This window comes from Desulfovibrio intestinalis, assembly GCF_014202345.1.
Taxonomy (GTDB): Bacteria; Desulfobacterota; Desulfovibrionia; order Desulfovibrionales; family Desulfovibrionaceae; genus Desulfovibrio; species Desulfovibrio intestinalis.
This window is the reverse complement of the sequence record NZ_JACHGO010000002.1, coordinates 188,499-210,329: the sequence shown is the minus strand read 5'-3', so window position 1 is coordinate 210,329 and position 21,831 is coordinate 188,499. Positions and strand designations below refer to the sequence as shown.

General features: G+C 53.4%; 16 protein-coding genes. 14 read left to right on the top strand and 2 right to left on the bottom strand.

Features of this window, described 5'->3' with window-relative positions; translation table 11 throughout:
• Nucleotide 1: 1 nt before the first annotated feature.
• The 9 genes from nuoH to HNQ38_RS03705 all read left to right on the top strand — a co-directional run bounded on the left by nuoH (nucleotide 2) and on the right by HNQ38_RS03705 (nucleotide 8,887).
• Nucleotides 2–994 carry an NADH-quinone oxidoreductase subunit NuoH gene (gene nuoH, locus HNQ38_RS03745; RefSeq protein WP_183718079.1) on the top strand — a complete coding sequence of 331 codons (993 nt, stop codon included), beginning with the start codon at nucleotides 2–4 and terminating at the stop codon, nucleotides 992–994.
• A 2-nt stretch (nucleotides 995–996) separates the two neighbouring features.
• Entirely contained in the window at nucleotides 997–1,437 is a 441-nt protein-coding gene (locus HNQ38_RS03740) for a NuoI/complex I 23 kDa subunit family protein (RefSeq protein ID WP_183718078.1), read from the top strand.
• On the top strand, nucleotides 1,437–1,964 hold the full coding sequence (locus HNQ38_RS03735; RefSeq protein WP_183718077.1) for an NADH-quinone oxidoreductase subunit J family protein: 528 nt from the start codon (nucleotides 1,437–1,439) through the stop codon (nucleotides 1,962–1,964). The genes HNQ38_RS03740 and HNQ38_RS03735 overlap by 1 nt, the downstream gene beginning before the upstream one ends.
• Nucleotides 1,961–2,287: an NADH-quinone oxidoreductase subunit NuoK gene (nuoK, locus tag HNQ38_RS03730; protein ID WP_183718076.1), complete on the top strand. Its 327-nt coding sequence runs from the start codon at nucleotides 1,961–1,963 to the stop codon at nucleotides 2,285–2,287. Before HNQ38_RS03735 ends, nuoK begins: the two co-directional genes overlap by 4 nt.
• 63 nt (nucleotides 2,288–2,350) lie before the next feature.
• Nucleotides 2,351–3,847, top strand: a complete 1,497-nt coding sequence (locus HNQ38_RS03725; RefSeq protein ID WP_183718075.1) for a monovalent cation/H+ antiporter subunit D family protein — start codon at nucleotides 2,351–2,353, stop codon at nucleotides 3,845–3,847.
• Complete coding sequence (locus tag HNQ38_RS03720; RefSeq protein WP_183718074.1) at nucleotides 3,844–4,095, top strand: hypothetical protein; 252 nt, start codon at nucleotides 3,844–3,846, stop codon at nucleotides 4,093–4,095. The genes HNQ38_RS03725 and HNQ38_RS03720 overlap by 4 nt, the downstream gene beginning before the upstream one ends.
• Nucleotides 4,085–5,881 carry a Na(+)/H(+) antiporter subunit D gene (locus HNQ38_RS03715; protein WP_221277797.1) on the top strand — a complete coding sequence of 599 codons (1,797 nt, stop codon included), beginning with the start codon at nucleotides 4,085–4,087 and terminating at the stop codon, nucleotides 5,879–5,881. Before HNQ38_RS03720 ends, HNQ38_RS03715 begins: the two co-directional genes overlap by 11 nt.
• A 22-nt stretch (nucleotides 5,882–5,903) precedes the next feature.
• Nucleotides 5,904–7,427 (top strand): NADH-quinone oxidoreductase subunit M, encoded by a 1,524-nt coding sequence (locus tag HNQ38_RS03710; RefSeq protein WP_183718073.1) that lies wholly within the window; start codon nucleotides 5,904–5,906, stop codon nucleotides 7,425–7,427.
• Between the two features lie 32 nt (nucleotides 7,428–7,459).
• Entirely contained in the window at nucleotides 7,460–8,887 is a 1,428-nt protein-coding gene (locus HNQ38_RS03705; RefSeq protein ID WP_183718072.1) for an NADH-quinone oxidoreductase subunit N, read from the top strand.
• A 431-nt stretch (nucleotides 8,888–9,318) separates the two neighbouring features.
• On the opposite strand, the gene HNQ38_RS03700 is transcribed toward HNQ38_RS03705, so the two are convergent.
• Both HNQ38_RS03700 and HNQ38_RS03695 read right to left on the bottom strand, forming a co-directional pair.
• Complete coding sequence (locus HNQ38_RS03700; protein ID WP_183718071.1) at nucleotides 9,319–11,736, bottom strand: methyl-accepting chemotaxis protein; 2,418 nt, start codon at nucleotides 11,734–11,736, stop codon at nucleotides 9,319–9,321.
• 1,146 nt (nucleotides 11,737–12,882) lie between these two features.
• Nucleotides 12,883–14,031 carry a metallophosphoesterase gene (locus tag HNQ38_RS03695; RefSeq protein WP_183718070.1) on the bottom strand — a complete coding sequence of 383 codons (1,149 nt, stop codon included), beginning with the start codon at nucleotides 14,029–14,031 and terminating at the stop codon, nucleotides 12,883–12,885.
• 1,103 nt (nucleotides 14,032–15,134) lie between these two features.
• On the opposite strand from HNQ38_RS03695, the gene HNQ38_RS03690 reads away from it, so the two are divergent.
• The 5 genes from HNQ38_RS03690 (at nucleotide 15,135) to HNQ38_RS03670 (ending at nucleotide 21,397) form a co-directional block, all read left to right on the top strand.
• Nucleotides 15,135–16,169, top strand: coding sequence for a methyltransferase (locus tag HNQ38_RS03690; protein WP_183718069.1), 1,035 nt, complete (start codon nucleotides 15,135–15,137; stop codon nucleotides 16,167–16,169).
• Nucleotides 16,170–16,805: 636 nt separating this feature from the next.
• Nucleotides 16,806–18,353 carry an SLC13 family permease gene (locus HNQ38_RS03685; RefSeq protein ID WP_183718068.1) on the top strand — a complete coding sequence of 516 codons (1,548 nt, stop codon included), beginning with the start codon at nucleotides 16,806–16,808 and terminating at the stop codon, nucleotides 18,351–18,353.
• A gap of 63 nt (nucleotides 18,354–18,416) precedes the next feature.
• Entirely contained in the window at nucleotides 18,417–20,189 is a 1,773-nt protein-coding gene (locus HNQ38_RS03680) for an adenylyl-sulfate reductase subunit alpha (RefSeq protein ID WP_183718067.1), read from the top strand.
• 15 nt (nucleotides 20,190–20,204) lie between these two features.
• Nucleotides 20,205–20,534 (top strand): 4Fe-4S dicluster domain-containing protein, encoded by a 330-nt coding sequence (locus HNQ38_RS03675; RefSeq protein ID WP_183718066.1) that lies wholly within the window; start codon nucleotides 20,205–20,207, stop codon nucleotides 20,532–20,534.
• Between the two features lie 167 nt (nucleotides 20,535–20,701).
• The gene (locus HNQ38_RS03670) at nucleotides 20,702–21,397 is read left to right on the top strand and encodes a Crp/Fnr family transcriptional regulator (protein ID WP_183718065.1); all 696 of its coding nucleotides are present in this window, start codon (nucleotides 20,702–20,704) and stop codon (nucleotides 21,395–21,397) included.
• Nucleotides 21,398–21,831 lie beyond the last annotated feature (434 nt).

Sequence of the window (21,831 nt, the reverse complement as noted above, 5' to 3'; positions counted from 1 at the left end):
CATGCTGCCTGATCCCGAAGTACTGCGCCTTATTGCCTATCTTGTAGGATTTTTCGCCTTTGTGGGTCTTAACGCCGCCTATCTGGTCTGGCTTGAACGCAAAGAGGCCGGGCATATCCAGCGGCGTATAGGCCCCAAGGAAGTGGGCCCGTTTGGCCTGTTGCAGCCCCTGGCCGACGCGCTCAAGCTCATGAGCAAACAGGTTTTCATTCCACAAGGTGCTGACCGGGTTCTGTACCTTGTGGGGCCAGTGCTGGTCATGACCCCGGCCTTCATGAGCTTTGTCACCATTCCCTACTCAGAAAATCTGAGCGCGCGCAATCTGAACCTCGGCCTTCTGGCCATATTCGCCTTTGCCTCCATAAACGTGCTGGGCCTGCTGCTTGGCGCGTGGGGTTCGCGCAACAAGTACGCCATCATTTCAGCAGCCCGCGTGGTTTCGCAAAACGTGGCCTATGAAATCCCCATGCTGCTGGTAGTGGTGAGCCTTGTGATGGTAACAGGCTCCCTGAATCTGCATGAGATCGTCATGACCCAGGCTGGCGGATTCTGGAAATGGAATGTGCTGCGGCTTTCGGCAAGTCCGCTCATGCCCGTGGCCTTCATCATCTTCTTCATCTGCATGCTGGCTGAAACCAACCGCGCGCCATTCGACATGGCTGAAGCCGAAAGTGAACTTATAGCTGGCGCTTTTACTGAATACGGCGGCATGGGCTTTGGCGTGTTCTTTATGGGTGAATACGCCAACATGGTGGTGGGCAGCAGTATTCTGACCATTCTTTTTCTGGGCGGCTGGGGCTGCCCTCTGGGGCTGTGGCCCGGGGTACACTGGTTTCTTATCAAGCTTTACGCCGTCATTTTCACGGTCATCTGGATACGCTGGACCTTTCCGCGCACCACATTTTACGGCCTGCTCAATCTTTCGTGGAAGGTGCTCATTCCCATAGCCCTTGCAAACCTCATTCTTACGAGCGCGCTGCTCAAGGTATTGTAATCATGACTGCCTACTTCAAAGACATTCTGGGCGGCGCATGGAGCCTGGCGGTGGGATTGTCCATCACCCTGCGCTATTTCTTCAAGCCCGTGGTGACCAAGCAGTATCCCTATGAGGTTCTGCCCATTCCACCACGCTATCGCGGGCATATTGACCTTGTGTATGACGAAAAAACCGGCTCAGACAGATGCATTGTTTGCGGAGCCTGCCAAAAGGCCTGCCCTTCGGGCTGCATTGCCCTGGCGGGTGAAAAGCCAGAGGGCGCCAAACAGAAAAAGCTTACCACCTATGAACTGGATTTCACCAAGTGCAGCCTTTGCGGGCTGTGCGTGGAAGCCTGCCCCACTGACGCCCTGGCTTTTTCCAAGGATTACAATCTGGCTGGCTTTAACGCTGAAGAATACCGCTTCGATCTTGTCAAAAGACTCAAGGAGCGTCCGTAATGCCCACATCTGATGCTTTGCAGATCATTGCCGGAGTCATCTTTCTGGTCTTTGTGGCTGCGACGTTTTTTGGGGCTGCCGTGGCTGTGACCACACGCCGCCTCATACGCAGCGTGGCAGGGCTGGCCCTGTGCCTTCTGGGCGTGGCTGGCATTTATTACTACCTGTCCAGCCCCTTTTTGGCCTTCATGCAGATACTCATCTACATCGGGGCCGTCTGCGTGACTCTTGTTTTCGCCATCATGCTGGCCGAACGGTCGCACCGGGTGCAAATGGAGCAAAAAGGGCCGCTGGTTCTGGCTCTGGGCACACTGGGCGGCAGTGTCTTTACGGCAACCCTGCTGGCCACGACGCTGACCGCCCAATGGAGCGATACGCCGCCGGCACAGGCAGACGGATCGCTTGAACGGCTCGGGCAATCTCTGCTTTCCACCTACTCTATGAGTTTTGAACTCATTTCCGTGGTGCTGCTGGTGGCGATGGTTGGCGCTCTTGTACTGGCGCGCGAAGGGAGGGACAGGCAGTGAGTATCTTCAATCTGAGCCAGCACCTTGAAACATATCTGTTCATCGGCACCCTGCTGTTCTGCATGGGGCTTATGGGCATGGCCTTCCGGCGCACCTTCATCGGAATGCTCATTGCCTCTGAACTTATTCTTTGCGGTGTTTCTGTAAATTTTATGGCCTTTGGCCGATTTGTCGCCCCCGACCAGACCACCGGGCAGATAGCCGCCCTCTTTGTCATGGCTATCGCCGCGGCGGAGGCAGTGGTGGCGCTTTCCATCATTATGGTCGTCTACCGCAACTACCGCACTGTGGAAACTGACGCCCCCAAAGAACTCAAGGGTTAACGCTGAACGGGATTTTCCGTCCCGCACCACAATCCCGTGCTCCGACGAACAGGAGAGGTACAAATGGAGATTGTTGCATCCATAAAACCGCTGGCAGCCGTGCTTTCCGCTCTGATCGGGGCGTGCCTGGTCATGCTTTCCAGACGGTACCCCAACGTACGCGAATCCTGGTCGCTGGCGGCGGCGTTGGTCATGTTTGGCATTATCCTTTCTATGGTGCCGGATGTGGCCCCGCAGCCAGTGGGGCGCGGCCTGACCCTGCATCAGACGCTTTTTCCCATCCTGCCCGGCCTGTCGCTGAGTTTTCGCGCCGACGCCTTTTCAATGGTTTTCGCCCTGGTGGGATCATTTTTGTGGGTCATCACCATATTCTATTCGGCGGGTTATATGCGCAGCCTGGAGGAACACGCCCAGACGCGCTTTAACGCCTGCTTTGCCCTGACGCTTTTTGGGGCAATGGGCGTGGCCTTTGCAGACAACCTCTTTACCCTCTACCTGTTCTATGAGGTGGTGAGCATCTGCACCTACCCGCTGGTGGCGCACCATCAGGATGAAGAAAGCTACACCGGGGCGCGCAAGTACATCGTCTACCTGACCACCACGGCCAAGGGCCTTGTGCTGCCGGCGATGATACTCATCTATGTGCTTACGGGTACGCTGGACTTCACCCATAACAGCCATCTGAGCATTCTTTCGCCAGAAATAAACGCGACACTCGTCACCATTCTTTACGTCTGCTGCCTGCTGGGTTTTGCCAAAAACGGCATCATGCCTTTCCACAACTGGCTGCCGGGAGCGATGGTTGCCCCCACCCCGGTTTCCGCCCTGTTGCACGCCGTGGCAGTGGTGACGGTGGGCGTGTTCTGCACCACGCGGGTCATGCTCTACGTCTTTGGCACCGACCTTATGACCAGACTCAACCTGGGCGTACCCACGGCCTACTTTGTTTCCTTTACCATCCTTACGGCCTCCATCATTGCCCTGAGCAAAGACAACCTCAAGGCACGGCTGGCCTATTCTACCGTGAGCCAGCTTTCCTACATCATTCTGGGTGTGGCCCTGCTGACAGTGGACGGCATACAGGGCGGCGTGGTGCACATGGCCAACCACGCCTTTGCCAAGATTACGCTGTTCTTCTGTGCCGGAGCAGTTTATGTGGCCACGCACAAAAAGTGCATTTCCGAAATGAGCGGACTTGGCCGCACCATGCCCATAACCTTCGCAGCTTTTGGCGTGGCTTCGCTTTCAATGATCGGCGCTCCCCCGGTGGCGGGTTTTGTCACCAAATGGAAGCTGCTGACCGGGGCTATGGAAATGCCCACACACGCCACAGGCATCCTGATAGTGCTTCTGGCCAGCACCCTGCTGAACGTGGCCTACTTCGCACCCGTGACCTTCAAAGCCTTTTTCGGCAAGCGCCCCGAGGGCGAAGCTGAAACCGGAATGCGCGAAGCTCCGCTGGCAATGGTGGTTCCTATCCTTATCGCAGCGGCTGTTTCCGTTTTTCTGGGCATCTACCCCGACATCATCATGGTTTTCGTGAAGGCGGTGACAGGATGATCGTAAAATTCATTGATTTCATTCGCGCAAGGCTCGCTACAACTATCAAGATATGCCTTGCCCTGCTGGTGCTGCTGGTACTGTGGGACGCCCTGCTGGTGGACAAGGAACACGCGCACACGCTTGTGGAGCGCATACCCGGATTCTGGGCTGTGTTCGGCTTTCTGGCCTGCGTGATTATCATCATCGTTTCCAAATGGTTCGGCCATCTGGGCATCATGACCCGCGAGGACTATTATGATGACTGATACCTGGATTCACCCCTCGGCAATCCTGCTGGCCGGAGCCGTCATTCTGCCCTGCCTGCCCAAAGCGTGGCGCAAGGTATTCATGATTATGGTGCCCCTGCTGGCCTTTGCCGATGTATTGAGCATGCAGGGCCATAACGGCGTGTTCGGTGTCATGAACGTTATGGACACCACAATGATTTTCGGCAGGGTGGACGCCCTGAGCATGGTCTTTGCCTACATCATGTCGCTCATGTGCATTATCGGCACTGTCTACGGGCTGCATGTGGAAAACCCGGTGGAGCAGTCCGCCGCATGGGTTTATGTGGCAGGTTCGCTGGGGGTTATCTTCTGCGGCGACTATCTGACGCTCTTTCTCTTCTGGGAGCTGATGGCCTTTTCGTCAGTATTTCTGGTCTGGTTTCGCCGCCGCAAAGAATCCCTGGCAACGGGCTACAGGTATCTGCTGGTACACACGGCTGGCGGCCTCATGCTGCTGGCGGGCATTGTGCTGCGCTTCAAGGCCACTGGCGGCGATATGTCCTTTGGCCCCATTGGTGTTGGTTCACCGCAGCTCTACACGTGGCTCATCCTTGCCGGATTTCTGCTCAATGCCGCAGTGCCGCCGCTGCACGCATGGCTGCCCGACGCCTATGCCGAGGCCACGGTGGCCGGGGCGGTGTTCATGTGCGCCTTTACCACCAAAACCGCCGTATACGCCCTGGCAAGAAGCTTTGCAGGCATGGAAATTCTGGTGCCGCTCGGGGTTATCATGGCGCTGTACGGCGTGGTCTACGCTGTTCTTGAAAACGACGCCCGGCGCCTGCTGGCCTACCACATCATCAGTCAGGTCGGATATATGGTGGCCGGGGTGGGCATAGGCACGCAACTTGCCATCAACGGCGCGTGCGCCCACGCCTTTGCCCATATTCTTTATAAGGGGCTGCTCTTTATGGGTTGCGGCGCAGTGCTGCAAATGACCGGAACCAGCAAGTTCACAGAACTGGGCGGGCTGTATAAAAAAATGCCCAAAACCCTGCTCTTTACCCTTATTGGCGGCCTTTCCATCTCTGCCTTCCCTCTGTTCAGCGGGTTCGTGACCAAGGCAATGATAGTGGCTGCCGGGTTTGAGGTCGAAAACTACTGGGCAGCCTTTCTGCTTACCCTGGCTTCAGCAGGCACTTTTTTGCACACCGGACTCAAGGTTCCCTACTTTATCTGGTTCGGCAAAAACCGCTGTTCAAAGCAGACGTGGCAGCGCGCGCAAGACCCGCCCAAGAACATGCAATGGGCCATGTTCATAGCCGCTGCCCTGTGCATATTTGTGGGCTGCTACACGCCCTATCTTTACGACATGCTGCCCTACCCGCAGGTTGCGGCTGCGTACCATCCCTATTCTGCCAGTCACATCGCTGAAACCCTTCAGATATTGCTGTTTACGGCTTTGGGATTCTTTCTGCTGCTCAAAAAGCTTGCGCCAGAACCCACCATCAGCCTGGATCTGGACTGGTTTTACCGCAAGGGCGGACGCCTTTTCTACTGGTTTGCGCGCAAGCCCGTACAAACAGCCGACACAGCCGTGGGCGAAGCCTGGAACCGTGAAGGCATTGTGCCGCTTATGCGTACGGCGCGTTTCTGGTCGTGGTTTGACTGGCACGTCATTGATACTGTGGTTGACGGTACGGCCCGCAATGTTCGGGCTCTGGGCGGCAAACTGCGGCTCATGCAGCGCGGCAAATTGCAGACCAGCATCACCTACATGGCCGTCCTGATGGCCCTCGCACTCGCGTTCCTGGCCTTGCCCTGAGCCCACCAGAGGAGATGGCAGCATGCAATTTCTGAGCATGAACACTTCGGGTTTTCCCATCCTTTCTGTGCTGATTTTCCTGCCGCTGGCAGGGGCCGCCATTCTGCCCCTGCTGGGCAGTAAAAAACAGGCGCGGATATGGACATTGCTGATAACCCTGGTCAACGGCGCGCTGTCCCTGCCGCTGTTTTACGATTTTTCCCTGCATTCGGCGCAGTACCAGTTTGCCGAGCACCATTCGTGGATAGCGTCTTTCAACATCAACTACACCCTGGGCGTGGACGGCATATCCCTGCTGCTGGTGCTCATGACCACACTTATCATGCCCTTGTGCGTTCTGGGTTCGTGGAAGTACATCCAGAGCAGGGTCAAGGAGTTCATGATCTGCCTGCTGGTTATGGAAACATCCATGCTGGGCGTGTTCATGGCCCTTGACCTTGTGCTCTTCTATATTTTCTGGGAAGCCATGCTCATACCGATGTTTCTGCTCATCGCCGTATGGGGCGGGCCGCGCAAGACATATGCCTCCATCAAGTTCTTTCTCTACACCCTTGCGGGTTCGGTTTTTCTGCTTGTGGCTATTGTGGCCCTGTACGTACACGAAGGAACCTTCAGCATCCCCGCCCTTATGGGGCAGCAGTATGCCGCCAACTTCCAGTTGCTGATTTTTCTGGCGTTCTTTCTGGCTTTTGCCATCAAGGTGCCAATGTTCCCCTTTCACACATGGCTGCCCGCAGCCCATGTGGAAGCGCCCACGGCAGGCTCGGTTATTCTGGCCTCGGTGCTGCTCAAAATGGGCACCTACGGCTTTATGCGCTTTTGCCTGCCCATTACGCCCGACGCCACCGTAACCCTGATGCCCGCCCTGCAATGGCTTTCCATCGCGGGCATTCTTTACGGCGGATTTACAGCCCTTGCCCAACAGGACATGAAGAAGCTCATCGCCTATTCCAGCGTGGGGCATATGGGATTTGTGACGCTGGGGATATTCGCCCTTGACCAGCGCGGGCTTGAAGGCGCGGTGCTGCAAATGGTCAACCACGGCATCACCACAGGAGCGTTGTTTTTGTGCGTGGGCATGCTCTATGAGCGCAACCACAGCCGCGAACTGTCGGCGGCAGCCGGGCTTGGACGCTTCATGCCCATCTATGTGACCTACCTGACAGTCTTTTCGCTGTCGTCACTGGCCTTTCCGGGCACCAACAGTTTTGTGGGCGAATTCATGATTCTGGCCGGGGCATTTTTCAACAACAAGATTGTGGCCGCCTGCGCCATACCCGGTGCGGTGCTTGCCGCGGCCTACATGCTGCGCATGCTGCAAAGGGTCGTATGGGGCGGCACCAATAACCCCGATCAATCGAAGCTCTGGGATCTGGGCTGGCGTGAAACCGTAACCCTGGCTCCCCTGCTGATCTTTGTTTTCTGGATTGGCCTGGCTCCCGAGCCTTTTCTGCGCGTCATGCGCCCGAGCCTCACGCATCTTCTGGTACAAACGGGCTACCACGCCCCGCAAACACAGGCTCTGGCGGAATTTTTCGCCCGCTGACACGAAACCACGATTCGAGACAAGGCGCACGCATGAACATACACTTTTTTCTTCCTGAGTTGGCCCTTCTGGCAGGCTGCCTTCTGGCTTTCTGCATGACCATCGGCAAGGCTGGAAAAAAAGCCATGCGCGGTGCGGTATTCTGCGCCGCCCTGGCCTATACTCTGGCCGCTGTATTGGCATTGCCGTTCAAGGGCAGCCTTTTTTACGACGCGTACCGTGTGGATCTCTTTTCGCAGATGGTCAAATGCGTCATGGGCGCCGGATTCTGCCTCATGTTGCTCTTTGGCGGGGAAATCAAGGGAATTGAGGGCGACGTAAAAGCCGAATACTACTTCTTTTTGCTGACAGCCCTGCTGGGCCTGACGTTGCTTGTCAGCAGCGTGGAGCTTATTACCCTGTTCATCGCGCTGGAACTGTCGTCATATTCCCTTTATCTTCTCGTGCCAATGCGCTCCGCACCTGACGGGCAGACGTGGCATGTGGAAGCCGCCGTCAAGTATCTGTTCTTCGGCGTTGCCAGCTCGGGTATCATGCTGTTCGGCATAAGCTGGATATTCGGTCTTACGGGAACCACCTACCTGTCCACAATTCTGCCTGTGCTGCATACGGTTTCGTCCCAGCCTGTGGGCGTTATGGCGCTTGTCATGCTGCTCTGCGGCATGTTTTTCAAACTGGCGGTCTTTCCTTTTCATTTCTGGACGCCCGATGTGTATCAGGGCGCGTCCAACGAAACCACGGCGTTCATATCCGCCCTGCCCAAAGTGGCGGCAGTTGCCGTTATGGCGCGGTTCTGCGCTCTGGCGGCTCCAGATTCCATAGCCCTGCCCACACTGCTTACCGTGCTTTCCGTGTGTTCGATGTTTTATGGCAACCTGACGGCCCTTGTGCAAAAGGACGTCAAACGCATGCTCGGTTTTTCGGGTATTGCGCACGCGGGCTATATTCTGCTGGGCATGGTCACCCTTAAAGCCTGGGGATTCGCCACGGCCCTGTACTACGGCATCGGCTATCTCTTCATGATGCTGACGGCCTTTCTGGTGCTGTACACTGTGGCTCCCAACGGCGGCAACGTAAGTGTTAAGAATCTCAATGGTCTTTCCCGCCGCTCGCCGTTGCTGGCCTTTATCATGACCGTAAGCATGTTCGCCCTGGCGGGCATTCCACCATTCGCGGGTTTTATGGGCAAATTCATGCTGCTCACAAGCGCCTACAACTCTGGCTATGTACTGTTGGTAATCATTGCGGCCATCAATACAGCCATCGGCATCTATTATTACTTGCAGGTGGTTCGTGCTGTGTACGCTGAAGACGATACCAGTTCAGCGGGTGCGCCCCTGACGACAGAAGCCGGAACCCGCGTCGCTGGCATTTGCCTTGTGGGCATAACGCTTGCTCTTGGCATCATGCCAGAAACCGTGGTGAGTATGGCATACAAAGCCATGCAGGCTGCCTGGTAAGACCGGGCAGACACCCTGTTTTACAAAGAAAATAGCGGCTCTTGCCGGGCAGGCCCTTGCTCTCTGATCTCAACGTGCGGCGTCAGCTGTGCAGGCCGCCCGAAGCTGTTTCTCTTGATGGAAGCCCTGCACCCGTACTGAAGCTGGCGCGCTGGCGCGAGAAACACTCAAATATTCAGCTTTTATATAACAAACAGACGGTTAACATTATTTACTTATAGGCAACACACGAAATGAATTCATACCTCTCTTTGCTACAATCCTTAAAAAGCTGATACCAAAGCAATAGAAAAGAGCCGGGATTCCCCGGCTCTTTTCTATTGCGGTGTGGAACCAGCTTTAATCAAGGCATGCACAAATCTCGAATCAATCAGCAACATCGCTGCATGTCACTGGGCATATTCAGTCGAAACCTTTCTTCGCGTTGACCGTTACCGCAGCTTTTCCATAACGGTTCGCAGTTCCTGCGCCATTTGAGAAAGATCACGCAGCGCGGCGGAGGATTGTATGATGCCCTCAGAAGTTTCACCCACGATGCGATTGATTTCGTCAAACGTCTGGCTGATTTCTTCTGACGTGGCGCTTTGCTCTTCGGCAGCAGCGGCGATGGAGCTGACCACTGAGGAGTTGGCCGATGCCAAGGCCACGATTTCATCAAGGGCAGCGCCAGAATCATTGGCCAGCCCGGTGGCCTCAACCACGCCATTCACAGCGCTGCGCACCTCGTCAACATTGGTTCGGGCAGAAGCCTGAATGGCAGTGATGGCCCGGCTCACTTCCTGCGTTGCGTGCATGGTTTTTTCGGCCAGCTTGCGCACTTCATCCGCCACAACTGCAAAGCCTCTGCCGGCATCGCCAGCGCGGGCAGCTTCAATGGCCGCATTGAGAGCCAGAAGGTTGGTTTGATCGGCAATGTCGGAAATAACCCCCATAATACTGCCAATACTCTCTGCCTGATTACCCAGTTCGTCCATATTGCCCTGCAGGTTGAGGGCCACGCTGTTAACGTGGTTGATGGATTGAACAACACTGTTCACCAAGTTGGAGCCGTCTTCTGCCTTACTGCGCGACTTTTGGCTCTGGTCGGCGGCCTGAGCGGCATTTCGCGCTACTTCCAGAACGGTGGAGTTCATCTCCACTATGGCGCTGGCTGTAGATTCCACACGGTTACGCTGGATTTCGGCTCCACGGGAAATTTCACCAACCTGCGCTGAAAGCTCTTCAGAAGCTGCCGCTACACGGTCAGAAATGTTCGAGGCCAGCCCGGCAACCTGCAACATGGTTCGCTGCTGGCCCTTGATGGCGGAAATATCGGTAATAAGCTGCAATACAGCGCAAATATCGCCGTGCTCGTCAAGCATTGGAATGGCAGTATAAGCAACATCCATAGCCTTCCCCTGCGGATAGGCCACGGTTTCTCCAGAGGCAGGGGCCTTGGTGTTCACAGCTATGGTGAGGCCACAGCATTCGGTGCCATAGTCGTCGCGGCGGAACATTTCGTGGCAGGTCATACCTTGCCAGCCGTCTCCCACCAGATCTCGGGCAATTCTATTGATATATGCGGCCTTGAGATCCCTGTTCAGCACAACTACTGGCGAAGGAATATTTTCCAGAACTATCTTGAACCGTTCAAGAATGTTATTTGTCCCACCAACAAGCACGGCAAATTCGCCCTCAAAAGTGCTCGCATCTCCTTCAGAGTTCAGGTAGCCATCTTCAATTTTTCCTTCCAGCCGCCTGTATTCTTCAAGAATCCTGTTTAGCGTCACGGGAATCAGCTTCATAGCTTCAACAACTTTGCCGATCTCGCCTTTCTCACGTGTTTTTGGCTGGCGGGAGACATCGCCGTGAGACACTGCGCTTGCGTACCTGGAAAGGTCAGAGAGCACACGCACGATACCAATGACAATGCCTGACGCAAGAACAAGACCCAGAATAACACCAGCAATACTTGTTATGAGCATATACCGCTGGGCTTTTTGATTTTCATTCAGGATCTGTGGCCCCAGCGCACCAAGTTCTACGGCAATACTGTCGTTGACCGTGGCCAACGAAAAATGAATGTTGTTTATTTCAGCAAGAAGATCTGTGATACCACCGTTGGCCAGCTCAAAAAGCTGTTCCATTTTGCTGACATTGGTGCTCGTAGCGCCCGTTATTCTTGAAATGTCAGCGTACAGGTCGCGCCCTTCTTGAGAAACAGCAAGATACGGACGAATTTTATCCATTTCTTTATCAAATATCTCGAGGTTAGCGCGTATTTCTTTGCCTTCTTCCAGATCACGCGATTCGTTAAAACGCTCAATGCTGGACTGCATGAATGCCATGTGTCCCCAAGCTTGAGAAAGGTCGCCCAGCGCTTCTGTATCGCCAGCAGCATACAATATTTGTCCCAGAGTTTGCATATCTTTCGTCAGTTTACGCATATCTGGCAGAAGAATGTTGTCGTGCAGTTCAGTGGCTTCATCAAGATTTTTAGTGGCAACATCAATACTGGCAGTGAGTTTTTGCGCGGATGCAAGCACCTTTTTGAGGGGCTCAATGCGGTAAGGAGTATTGGCCAGATCATTGGCCCGCTGAACCTGCGTAGTCAGTGTGTTTACGCCCTCGTAGGCCGCCTTGATTACGGTTTTATTTTTCAGGTCAGCCAGAAAACGAAAGGTGTCGGACTTTATTGCATTGGTGGTGCTGGCAGTGTCTCTGCATACGACGCTCAGATAAGCAACGCGACGGTATTCCTCAAAATTTACTGAAGATACGCCAATATTTCTGTGTCCATAATAGGCCATTGCCACCAGCAGCAAGACCATAAGCGTGAACCCGAAAATTATCTTGTATTTTGTTGTCATGCTGATGTCCTGTGGAGTGGTTAAATACATACCAGCCTATAGAAAGAAGCGATCAAATCTGACTCATCAAAACACTACATCTTTATTTATGCATGAACCAATTTGGAACATTAAATGATTTATTTATTATATAAAAAGATATTTAAAAACCCTAATAGCTATTTTCACACACATCAACAATCAATATAAAATTGAATATACACAGATATTTTTATTTCTTTCAATCCAAATAAATTTATTTTTCATTGCACGAAAATTTAGCAGACTTTTGTTTATCAAAACCAAGGTTTCTATTCTTGATTTTCTAGTTATCAAAAAATCCTGCCAATGCAAATGATAATCTATAACAGCTTGTCGGTAACATCCAAAAAAAGAATAGGTTTTCGCTTCATAAAAACTGACATCCTTGCCAATCAACGCAAGGCAAAAAATATAACCACATATATTAACTGGTTAATAATATAATAAAAATATCGCAGAGCTACACTGCAATTTTTGTGGCCAGTTTTTCGTGTGCCGATATTTTAATGCTTTTTGCTATGGTCTGATGTATCGATAAAAATCGGTCTAAAAACAAAAATTTAAAGATAAAATCTATAATATTATATATTTATGAATGATTATTTTATTTAATACCGCCTTACAACACCCTTAACAAGAATGAAAACAACATATTTCACAGTCATATATTACTTACAAACATCAAAAATGCGCTAATTTAACCACTTCATTAATTATTTACCATCAACATTTCTCAAAAACAATAATAGAATCCTTATTTTTACGTCTACAGCAAAAAAGGCAGAAGCATGTCACTGCTTCTGCCTTTTGGATGCACCCACTTCAAAAGTTTTTGGGCCATTATTGTGATGGTAGAATTATATGAATTCCAATGGGCAACAATCTCGGCAGGTGATCGTCCTCTGCCCCGAGGCTCGACCTTGCGTGGCTGTCAGGCGCAGTTGGAATATTTTACTTTGAAGGGCTTACATGATCTACCGTGAAGCGAAAATGCCGTACGCCTCAACACATAGTGGATTCTGACAAAAATACATTTTCGGCTGAACGATAACGTTGCAACGGCAACATTAAAAGTCAGCTTTGCAATGTGAAGCACTTCAACGCCAATCAGTTTCCCCGGCGCAATCAGGCGCTTCGAAGAACTATCCTCGGAATCTCCGAAGGCACGCCAAGGCGCACAGGAAAGCCGTTCCACAAGCCTGCACCGGAACTCACATACATATTTAGCGTATCAACCTTGTACTGCCCGTACAGATAGCCGCCGTTGAACCGGGCCACCACGGCATTCATGCCGATGATCTGCCCGCCGTGGGTGTGGCCGGAAAGCTGCAGGTCAATGCCGTGGCTGACGTTTTCCGGTGCATTGGCAGGCCTGTGCTCCATAAGAATACGCACAGCATCTTCCGGTGCGCCTTGAAGCGCCGCAGCGAGGTCCGGCCCGGGCAAACCAACACGTTCTGCCGCCACATCCGTCACCCCAGCGATAACCAGTGGCTGCCCCTGAATGTTCAGCACCTCATGCCTGTTTTGCAGCATGTTTATGCCAAGCGCGGGAAAGGCCTTCATCCAGCCTGTAAAATTGCTGTAATATTCGTGATTTCCCGCTGCCCCCAGTATGCCGTAGTTCGCCCGCAACCGACGCAGGGGCGCTACGTCTGCCGCCCTGACCGTTGGGTTGCCATCGACCATATCGCCTGTAAACAGGATCAAATCCGGCTTCAAGGCATTGACCCTGTCCACCACAGCACTCACCCAGGAGCTTTGCAAAAGCGGGCTTGCGTGCATATCGCTGATCTGCACGATACTGAGCCCGTCCAGCGCCTTTGGAAGCCTGGGGATGACCATTTCAACATGCCGCACGTCCGGCAGGCCAACGGCTTCACGAATCCCCCAAAACGCAGTGCCAGAGGCCAGAACAACCATCATGGCCTGCCGCCTGCCTGAAGAAAACGCTTGTGATGCCGGGGCTGATTTTGAACTGCCGCGAATTTTGCGCGCAACCCATCCAATAAGGAGCACCAGATCACGCAAAAGTGTGAATATGAGCAGCAGCACCAAAAATAAAAAGCACCAGCCCTGTAGCAGCAACAAAGAAGCAGGAATTTCAGGGGAAGCCAGCCCCCCGAAAACAAAGCGGTTGATAAAATGCTGCTGCGAAATAATAAGCAACAGCAACGCCAAGCCCAGTTTGGTTTTCTTGCCTACCCGCAGGGGCAGCAAAAGCCGGGTGCCCAGGTAGATAAAGACGATCCCGGCCATCAAATGTATGAACATTCGTGATTTCCTGTATGATTATTCAATATATGATTGATAAAATTGAAAGTTCAGGCAAAACCCTCAATCGCTCTCATGCGCGGCCAGAACAGACTCTTTAGCTGCGCATAGGCATGTTACATGATTTCATGTCAGCGATGGAATCACTTTCATTGAATAAGGATATCATCGCCCGGAGCCGTCATTATTTGCGGAATGCTCGTATGGGGACGCTACTGCTACCCTTTTTCCAAGCCTGACGGCAGCAATTCAGGCCGGAGCGGACTCAGGAACAGATCAGCGTTACCTACTGCACATTGCAAAATTGGCATTCCAATGTTGCCCCTGCAACGTTATCAAGTTATCTGAAATAAAATTTCATCTGAATATACATCATGTTACCTCGCCAGACGTTCTCATCCACAATTAGAGCAAGTGTACTTTTTCAAACTGAAAATGCTCTGGCGGCGTTCTGGTCTTCTTCGTTGCAAGAAAATATTCATGATTTCAATTATGTCCACCAAGGCATATCCTTGGCGCTTGCGGCAGTGAGAGCACGCCTTTTCTATCGGCCGCAGGCACGTGATCGTCTCAATATAATTATCTTTTCAAGCCTGCATGCGGATAACCCCGCGCAAAGCTGACTCATAAGATACGGGTCGCCTGTAGCTTCAGAGAAGCAGTCTGTTGCTGCGGTGTAGCAACAATATGGCACATGTATAGTTGGCATTCCTGTCTGGCCGGGATACAATGGCATATGTTTGAAATTCCCCGCCAGATGGGAGCATCAAGCCTTTGGGGCAACGCACTGTAACTACTGGAAGACTTCCGAACCCGGCTCGGGACAAGCTTTCATGGCCTCAGCCGCACCCCGGTGAAGCGTATACATTCAGGCGACCCGTTGCCTTTCCGTTCCGTACCTTTCCAACCTCCATCTGGCCCTTTTGTACGGCACCAATGGTTCAACCGACGATCACTTCAGTTGGCGTAAACGCAGCAGATATAGCCCAACCTGGCCTGACGGGGGCATACTGCCTTACAAGCCGGATGCACCCTGCTCCACTAGATCAAAATGCCGCATGACGGCATGGCAGCAATCTCAACATACTTTCAGGAGAATCGTTATGACCACAGCGCCTTTCGACCATCTCCACAGCGACCTGTCAGGCTTTATGCACAGCAGCATTCTGGGAGCCTTGGCCGAACTCGACTTTGGCACTGCCATTTTGCAAAACAATAACAGTCTCACCGCCGCCGAACTTGCCCAGCAGCGCGCGTGCGACGAACGTGGCACGCAAAACCTGCTCGACGCGCTTGTGGCCCTGGGCTACTTCGCCAAATCCGGCACAGGGGCAACAGCCCGCTATTCTGTTGTTGAGAAATATAAAAGCTATCTGGACAGCCGCCACCCTGCGACCTTTATTCCCATGATACGGCATATGGCATGCGTGCAACGTATGTGGTCACAGCTTGCATGGTCGGTGAAAAACGGCACGCCGCAGGAAGACATACCCAGCATTCTCGGTGCGGAGCAGGACAACGTTTCGTTTATTATGGCTATGAACTCCATTGCCATAAAGCTGGTGGAAGACACCATGAACGCATTGTTCAATGCGGGCATTTTATCTTCCATCAACAGCAACCTGCGTATTCTGGATATTGGCGGCGCGTCTGGCACATATACCGAGGCTTTTCTTAAAAAATTGCCACATAGCTCGGCTGCCATATTTGATCTGCCTGTGGCAATTGCGCAGGCTCAAATGCGCTTCAAGGGTACAGATATGGAATCGCGCGTCAGCCTGGTTGCCGGAGATTTTACAAAGGACGCCCTGCCGCCCGGGTTCGATTTTGCCTGGATAAGCGCCATCATTCACCAGATGAACCGCGAAAAGAGCCGTATGCTTTACGCCAAAGCCTTTGATGCCCTCAACCCTGGCGGCATAGTTGCCGTGCGCGATTATGTAATGCGCGAAGACCGCGCTTACCCTGTGGATGGTGCTCTTTTCGGCATCAACATGCTGGTGTGTACCCAGGACGGCATGGTGTACACTTACAAAGAAATCAAGGAAGACCTTGAGCTTGCAGGCTTTACGCAAGTGGCCCACGCCATTGACGTGCCAACCATGTCTGCAGTTGTAACGGCAAAAAAGCCTAGTTAGAGTTTTTTTGCGCTGAATCGTTTGAGTGTTTTGTGGGTAGTGTGGGTGAGGAACCTGTTCGCAAAATGGTTCCTCACCCATCTTCACCTGACACCCCCATTTTTATTCCAGTATACAGCAGCGAGCCTTCTCGCTTGAAACGGAGGGTTCCCATGCCGCGCCTTTTAAATCCTTGCCTCAAAGTTTACCCACTTCAGGTCGTGTCATCGCGAAAAAAAGTTCTTTATTTTATCAAGGAAAACGAATCTTTTATGCAGAGAGTATATTTTCATACTAGCCTTGCGAAATAAAAGGATAAGCCACACATAAAATCAACGAAACAGATTTTCATAACGACACCGCCTGGCCGCCATCCCGCCAAGAGTGTCCACCCCAGCGAAAGCTGAATCACAACATAAAAAACCTCTGTAACGTATTTTTATTCCATAAAATAATGGCCCGGACAAAGTTTGTTCCGAGCCTTTTTTATTAAAAACCATCCCCGCCGCACCCGTCTTAAATCAGCGGCACACCGCGCGCTCAAACAAAAATGATTTTTTTCTCAAATTATCATCTGGATGATGGAACCGAAATAGCACCACGCCTAGCATGAGCAATCACGCGCGTTTTGCGCAATGCACAAGAGAGGATTGGGTTATGCATCTGGATCATTCTGTAGCACGAGTGCCGATTTTGGCCTATCTTTGTGAAAATGTTCGTAAATCTGGCAACACCCCCTGTAGGGCCTTTGCCGGATTTATTCTTGCGTGGCTGGCCTTCATTCTTTTTTGGGGAATACTCAGCCCATTCCCCGGCCTTACCCCTGACGGAATGGCCGTTCTTGGCATCGTCGTCTGGGCCAGCATCATGTGGGTCAGCGAGGCCATGCCTGCGGGCATAACCGGCATTTCCATTCCCACCATGCTGCTGATTACCAAGGCCTTGCCCTGGACCAACGGCAAGCCGCCCATGGCTGTCATATTTGCTGGCTTTACAGACCACGTTATCTGGCTGTGCCTGTTTGCCTTCATGGTCGCCGCTGTCATGCAGCTCATCGGTCTGGACCGCCGCATTGCCCTGGGCATTCTGTCGCGCTTCAAGGCGTCGTCCGTCGGGCGCGTCATCTGGGGCATGTTTTTCGTCAATATAATACTCGGCTTTCTTGTGCCTGCGGCCAATGCCCGCGCCGCCACCCTGCTGCCCGTCGTGCAGGGCATCTGCAACCTGTTGGGCGACACGCCCGAAGAGCGCGCTGCCAAAAAAGCCATCGTGATTCAGTCGCTGGTTTACGGCTCGATGATCTGCGGCATGTTCATCATGACAGCCCACCTGCCCAACATGATTCTGGTGGGCCTTTTTGAAAAGAACGGCTACCCCGATTTGAACTTCCTGAACTGGATGCTCCTTCAGTTCCCCTATCTTGGCATGTTTGTGCTCACCAATTACTGGATCAGGTATCATTTCAAAACCGCCAAAGTAACCATTTCGGGCGGCGCGGCCACGCTTGAAAAAGGCTACCGCGACCTTGGCCCCATGTCTGCTCCTGAAAAAATGCTTCTTGGTATTTTCCTGTTCGTGGGCTTTATGTTTATCACGGGCAAGGGCAGCTTTATCTACGAACTGCATAGGCAACCGCTGGGCGTTATCGGTCTGCTGGGCATGATGCTGCTTTTCGCTCCCGGCATTATGCCCTGTTCGTGGCGTGCCGTGCAGCAAAAGACCATCTGGGGCACGTTCCTCCTGCTTGGCGGCGCTATGACCATGACCACAGCCATGACCCAGGCGGGCGTGGCACAGTGGCTGGCTGACCATATCCACGCCTGGGTTGTGGGCATGAACTGGTGGCAGACCCTGCTGGCCATGATGGCAGGAACACACATCATCCGTCTTGGTATGCTGTCCAACGTGGCGGCAGTGGCCATGCTGGCCCCGGTGGTATTTGCAATGGCCCCCAAACTGGGCCTGCACCCCGTGGCCTTCACCCTGCTGGTTTGCGATACCGACACCTTCGCCTATCTGCTGCCCACACAAATCACCGCAGCCGTCATAGCTCACAGCACTGACACCTTCTCAACCGCAGACTACGCCAAAGCGGGTTGGGTCTCCGTGCTTATCGCCATTGCATACGGCGTTTGCGTCATGGCTCCCTGGTACGCGCTTCTGGGTATTCCCGTATGGAATCCAGCCGCGCCCTGGCCTTTCTAGAAAAACTGACACTCAGACACGTTGCGTATTTCATAAATTAAAAAACTCCGACGAGAGGAAATTATGGCACGTATGAAAACAGGCCATACGGTTGACTTTCGGCCCACAAGCATGGCCGACATTGAAACCGTTGAGGTCACAGCCGACCTTTTGATTATCGGCGGCGGCAACGCTGGCTGCTTTGTGGCCACCGAAGCCGCGCGGCTGAACCCGCAAATTAAAACCGTCATTGTGGAAAAAGCCGATATCATGCGCTCTGGAGCCTGCTCCGCAGGTATGGACGCCATCAACACCTACATCCCCCAGGGCAAAACGCCTGAAGATCTGGTTCGCTGGAGCCGCTCGCAAGTGGGCGGCGGCCCCCTGCGTGAAGATCTGGCGCTCTCCAATGCCGAAGAACTCAACGAATGCGTGGACGATCTCGAACGCTGGGGCCTGCCCATTTTGCGGGACGAAGACGGAAAGATTCGCTATCGCGGCAAGTGGGACATATCCATCCACGGCGAGCAGTTGAAGCCCATCATGGCGGAAAAAGCCCTTGAAAGCGGCGCGGATGTTTACAACCGTGTGGCGGCCACGGGCCTGCTGATGCAGGATGGCCGCTGCGTGGGAGCCACTGGCTTTGGCGTGCGCGACGGCAAGTTTTATGTCTTTCGCGCCAAGGCTACGGTAGTCAGCACGGGCGGCGCGGGCACCCTTTACAAATCCTACACCGCAGACTCCACAGACAGCGGCTCGCAAATCTGGATGTGCCCCTACTGCGTCGGCTCCGGCTACGCTATGGGATTCCGCCAGGGCGCGGAGCTCACCAGCCTTGAACAGCGCTGGGTCGCCACACGCACCAAGGACTTCTGCGGCCCCGTGGATACCATTTCCGTGGGCTACGGCGCGCCCATCATCAACTCGCACGGCGAGCGCGTCATGAGCCGCTATGAAAGTCTCGGCGGCGACGCGGCCCCCCGGTACATCCGCGCCAACGCTCCCATGGAAGAATGGCTTGCCGGACGCGGCCCCTGCTACTGCGACACCACCCACATGTCGCCTGAAAAAACCAAGGCCATGATGGAAGACTACCTGAACGAACGGCCTTCATTCGTTCTCTTCCTTGCCAGCCGTGGGCAGGACCCCAGCAAGGAACCCATTGAAATCTTCGGTTCCGACCCCTACATCCTTGGCGGCCACACCGGCGGCGGCTACTGGGTGGATATGGAACGCATGACCACCCTTCCCGGCCTGTTTGCGGCGGGTGAAACTGCGGGCGGCAACCCCAACAAGTTTGTGGGCGGCTGTTGTGCTGAAGGCAAACTGGCCGCACGCGGAGCCCTGGCCTTTATGGCTGCCGTGGACGCGCCAGCCCCTGACGCAGCGCAGATTGAGCGCGAGAAAGAACGTGTCTATGCTCCGATGCTGACGCGTGAAGACGAGGGCATTCGCCCGGTGGAAATGAAGGAACGCCTGCAACGTCTTATGGACGAATACGCTGGCGGCTCCAGCCAGTTTTACCGCACCAACGAGCAACAGCTGGACTACGCCCTCAGGCATATCAAGATGCTGCAAAGCCAGTTCTGCCATTTGCGTGCGCAGGATTTGCACGAACTTATGCAGGCCAACGAAACAATGGACCGCGTGGATGTGGCCGAAGCCGTTGTACACCACCTCAAGGCCCGCAAGGAAACACGCTGGGCTGGCTGGCAGACGCGCTCTGACTACCCGGAACGTGACGACGCCAACTTTGACTGTTTTGTGGAATCACGCCGGGATGCCGCCACCGGAGAAATAGTCACATTCACCCGTCCCTACGAGCAGTTGTTGCCCGGCGACAGGTACAAGCCCTAATGCAGGAGAACGAACATGCCGCCAAAAATTGACTTACATAAATGTAACGGCTGTAAAGGACGCGAAGAAACCCACTGCGAAGAAGTTTGCCCCGGCAACCTCATGGCTCTGGATCAGGCCACCGGCAAGGCTTTTTTGCGCGCCGCCCGCGACTGCTGGGACTGCATGTCCTGCATCAAGGCCTGCCCTTCCGGCGCGCTTGAAATCAAGATGCCGTATCAGCTCGGTTACTTCAAAGCATCGTTGAAACCCATAATGGGATCCAACTTTATAATATGGAAATGCCGTGACATTCACGGTCAGGAACAGACCTACCGTTATGTGAACCGGCTGGACAAGGCCTAAAACCGATATTACTTCAAACTACGCCCGTCGCGTCTGCCGAACGGCGGGCGCCGTCTCTCTCCGCCGCGAACTCCATGCTTCGCGGCGGAGAGAGACGGCCCAAACGGCAGAAAATGCGCCTTTGACGCGCAGCCTGCACCAATCGCGCTTCCAGCAAGGATTACAGCATGAACACATTTTGGCACCTTGAAAAAGAGGATTTTTTCAAAGGCATAGACGACGTGAAGCGCGTCTTCCTGGAAAATTCTCACCGTCAGGAACTGGCCAAAAATGAAACTGTCTTTCTTGAGGGCGATGCAGGTGATTCATGTTTTTACATTGAATCCGGGCTGGTGCGCATCTTCGGCTCGGCTGGCTTCGGCAAAGAGATGACGTTTTCCCTGCGCATGCGTGGGGAATTTTTCGGCCTTTCGGAAGTATTGAACAGCTCCCCGCGCAAAGCAGGCGCGCAGACCGCAAGCGCCTCCGTATTATACTCCATCGGGCAACAGGCTTTTGAAGGCATGCTGCGCGAACATTACCCGCTGGCACGCCGCGTTATCACCCTGCTGGGGCGCAGGCTGCGCTATATGGGTGATATGGTGCGCAGGCAAAACAATGACGTGGCCAACCGTCTGGCAAGCCTGCTTATTTCACTGGCCTACGACACCCTGCGCACGACTGAAGAGTGGGACAAACCCTGTGAAATCCCTTTGAACATCCCGCAGGAACAGCTGGCCTCAATGGTCGGATCTACCCAGCCCACCGTAAGCGCCACCTTGCAGCGCTTTCGCACAGACGGCCTTATTGTCGGCAACGGCAGAAGGCTTGTACTGCTCAATCCCATTGAAATGATCTACAGGCTCGACCACAATCTTCTTTAAAGCAGAGTAACTTCGCGAATATATATTCTCAAAGATTAAGGCACGCTCGTTGCGGCGTTGAACCGCGCAAAGAATATAGCCGAGCTGCCTTCTTCTGTAGAGTAACGCTGAAATACTTCATATTTCTACGCTGCCATTCTGCAAAAAACCGCTCTTGTAGAATCCACCACATACTATAACGCGCTGCACTTTTGTGCAGCGTTTGTGCGTTTAAGCCTTTTCAAAATCAACACACACGAGAACATATTAATTTTGAATATGAGCATTCTCAAAGTTTAAAACCTGGACCCAAACGGTGCTTGAAGCACAAATAAAGATCCGGGCTGTCTTTGCAGCTGCCACTGCAGACCATTTTATATCTTTACCGTATCAGAACACCCACGCATTTGCCGACGCTTTCAGGCCCTGCAACACGCAACCAAGCCGTGTCTTTT

Bases quoted from the DNA above. Each gene is read 5' to 3' on its own strand.
- HNQ38_RS03705 (WP_183718072.1), top strand. From the start codon at position 7,460: ATGAACATACACTTTTTTCTTCCTGAGTTGGCCCTTCTGGCAGGCTGC.
- nuoH (WP_183718079.1), top strand. From the start codon at position 2: ATGCTGCCTGATCCCGAAGTACTGCGCCTTATTGCCTATCTTGTAGGA.
- HNQ38_RS03675 (WP_183718066.1), top strand. From the start codon at position 20,205: ATGCCGCCAAAAATTGACTTACATAAATGTAACGGCTGTAAAGGACGC.
- HNQ38_RS03720 (WP_183718074.1), top strand. From the start codon at position 3,844: ATGATCGTAAAATTCATTGATTTCATTCGCGCAAGGCTCGCTACAACT.
- HNQ38_RS03690 (WP_183718069.1), top strand. From the start codon at position 15,135: ATGACCACAGCGCCTTTCGACCATCTCCACAGCGACCTGTCAGGCTTT.
- HNQ38_RS03740 (WP_183718078.1), top strand. From the start codon at position 997: ATGACTGCCTACTTCAAAGACATTCTGGGCGGCGCATGGAGCCTGGCG.
- HNQ38_RS03725 (WP_183718075.1), top strand. From the start codon at position 2,351: ATGGAGATTGTTGCATCCATAAAACCGCTGGCAGCCGTGCTTTCCGCT.
- HNQ38_RS03685 (WP_183718068.1), top strand. From the start codon at position 16,806: ATGCATCTGGATCATTCTGTAGCACGAGTGCCGATTTTGGCCTATCTT.
- HNQ38_RS03695 (WP_183718070.1), bottom strand. From the start codon at position 14,031: ATGTTCATACATTTGATGGCCGGGATCGTCTTTATCTACCTGGGCACC.
- HNQ38_RS03670 (WP_183718065.1), top strand. From the start codon at position 20,702: ATGAACACATTTTGGCACCTTGAAAAAGAGGATTTTTTCAAAGGCATA.
- HNQ38_RS03715 (WP_221277797.1), top strand. From the start codon at position 4,085: ATGATGACTGATACCTGGATTCACCCCTCGGCAATCCTGCTGGCCGGA.
- HNQ38_RS03710 (WP_183718073.1), top strand. From the start codon at position 5,904: ATGCAATTTCTGAGCATGAACACTTCGGGTTTTCCCATCCTTTCTGTG.
- HNQ38_RS03735 (WP_183718077.1), top strand. From the start codon at position 1,437: ATGCCCACATCTGATGCTTTGCAGATCATTGCCGGAGTCATCTTTCTG.
- HNQ38_RS03700 (WP_183718071.1), bottom strand. From the start codon at position 11,736: ATGACAACAAAATACAAGATAATTTTCGGGTTCACGCTTATGGTCTTG.
- HNQ38_RS03680 (WP_183718067.1), top strand. From the start codon at position 18,417: ATGGCACGTATGAAAACAGGCCATACGGTTGACTTTCGGCCCACAAGC.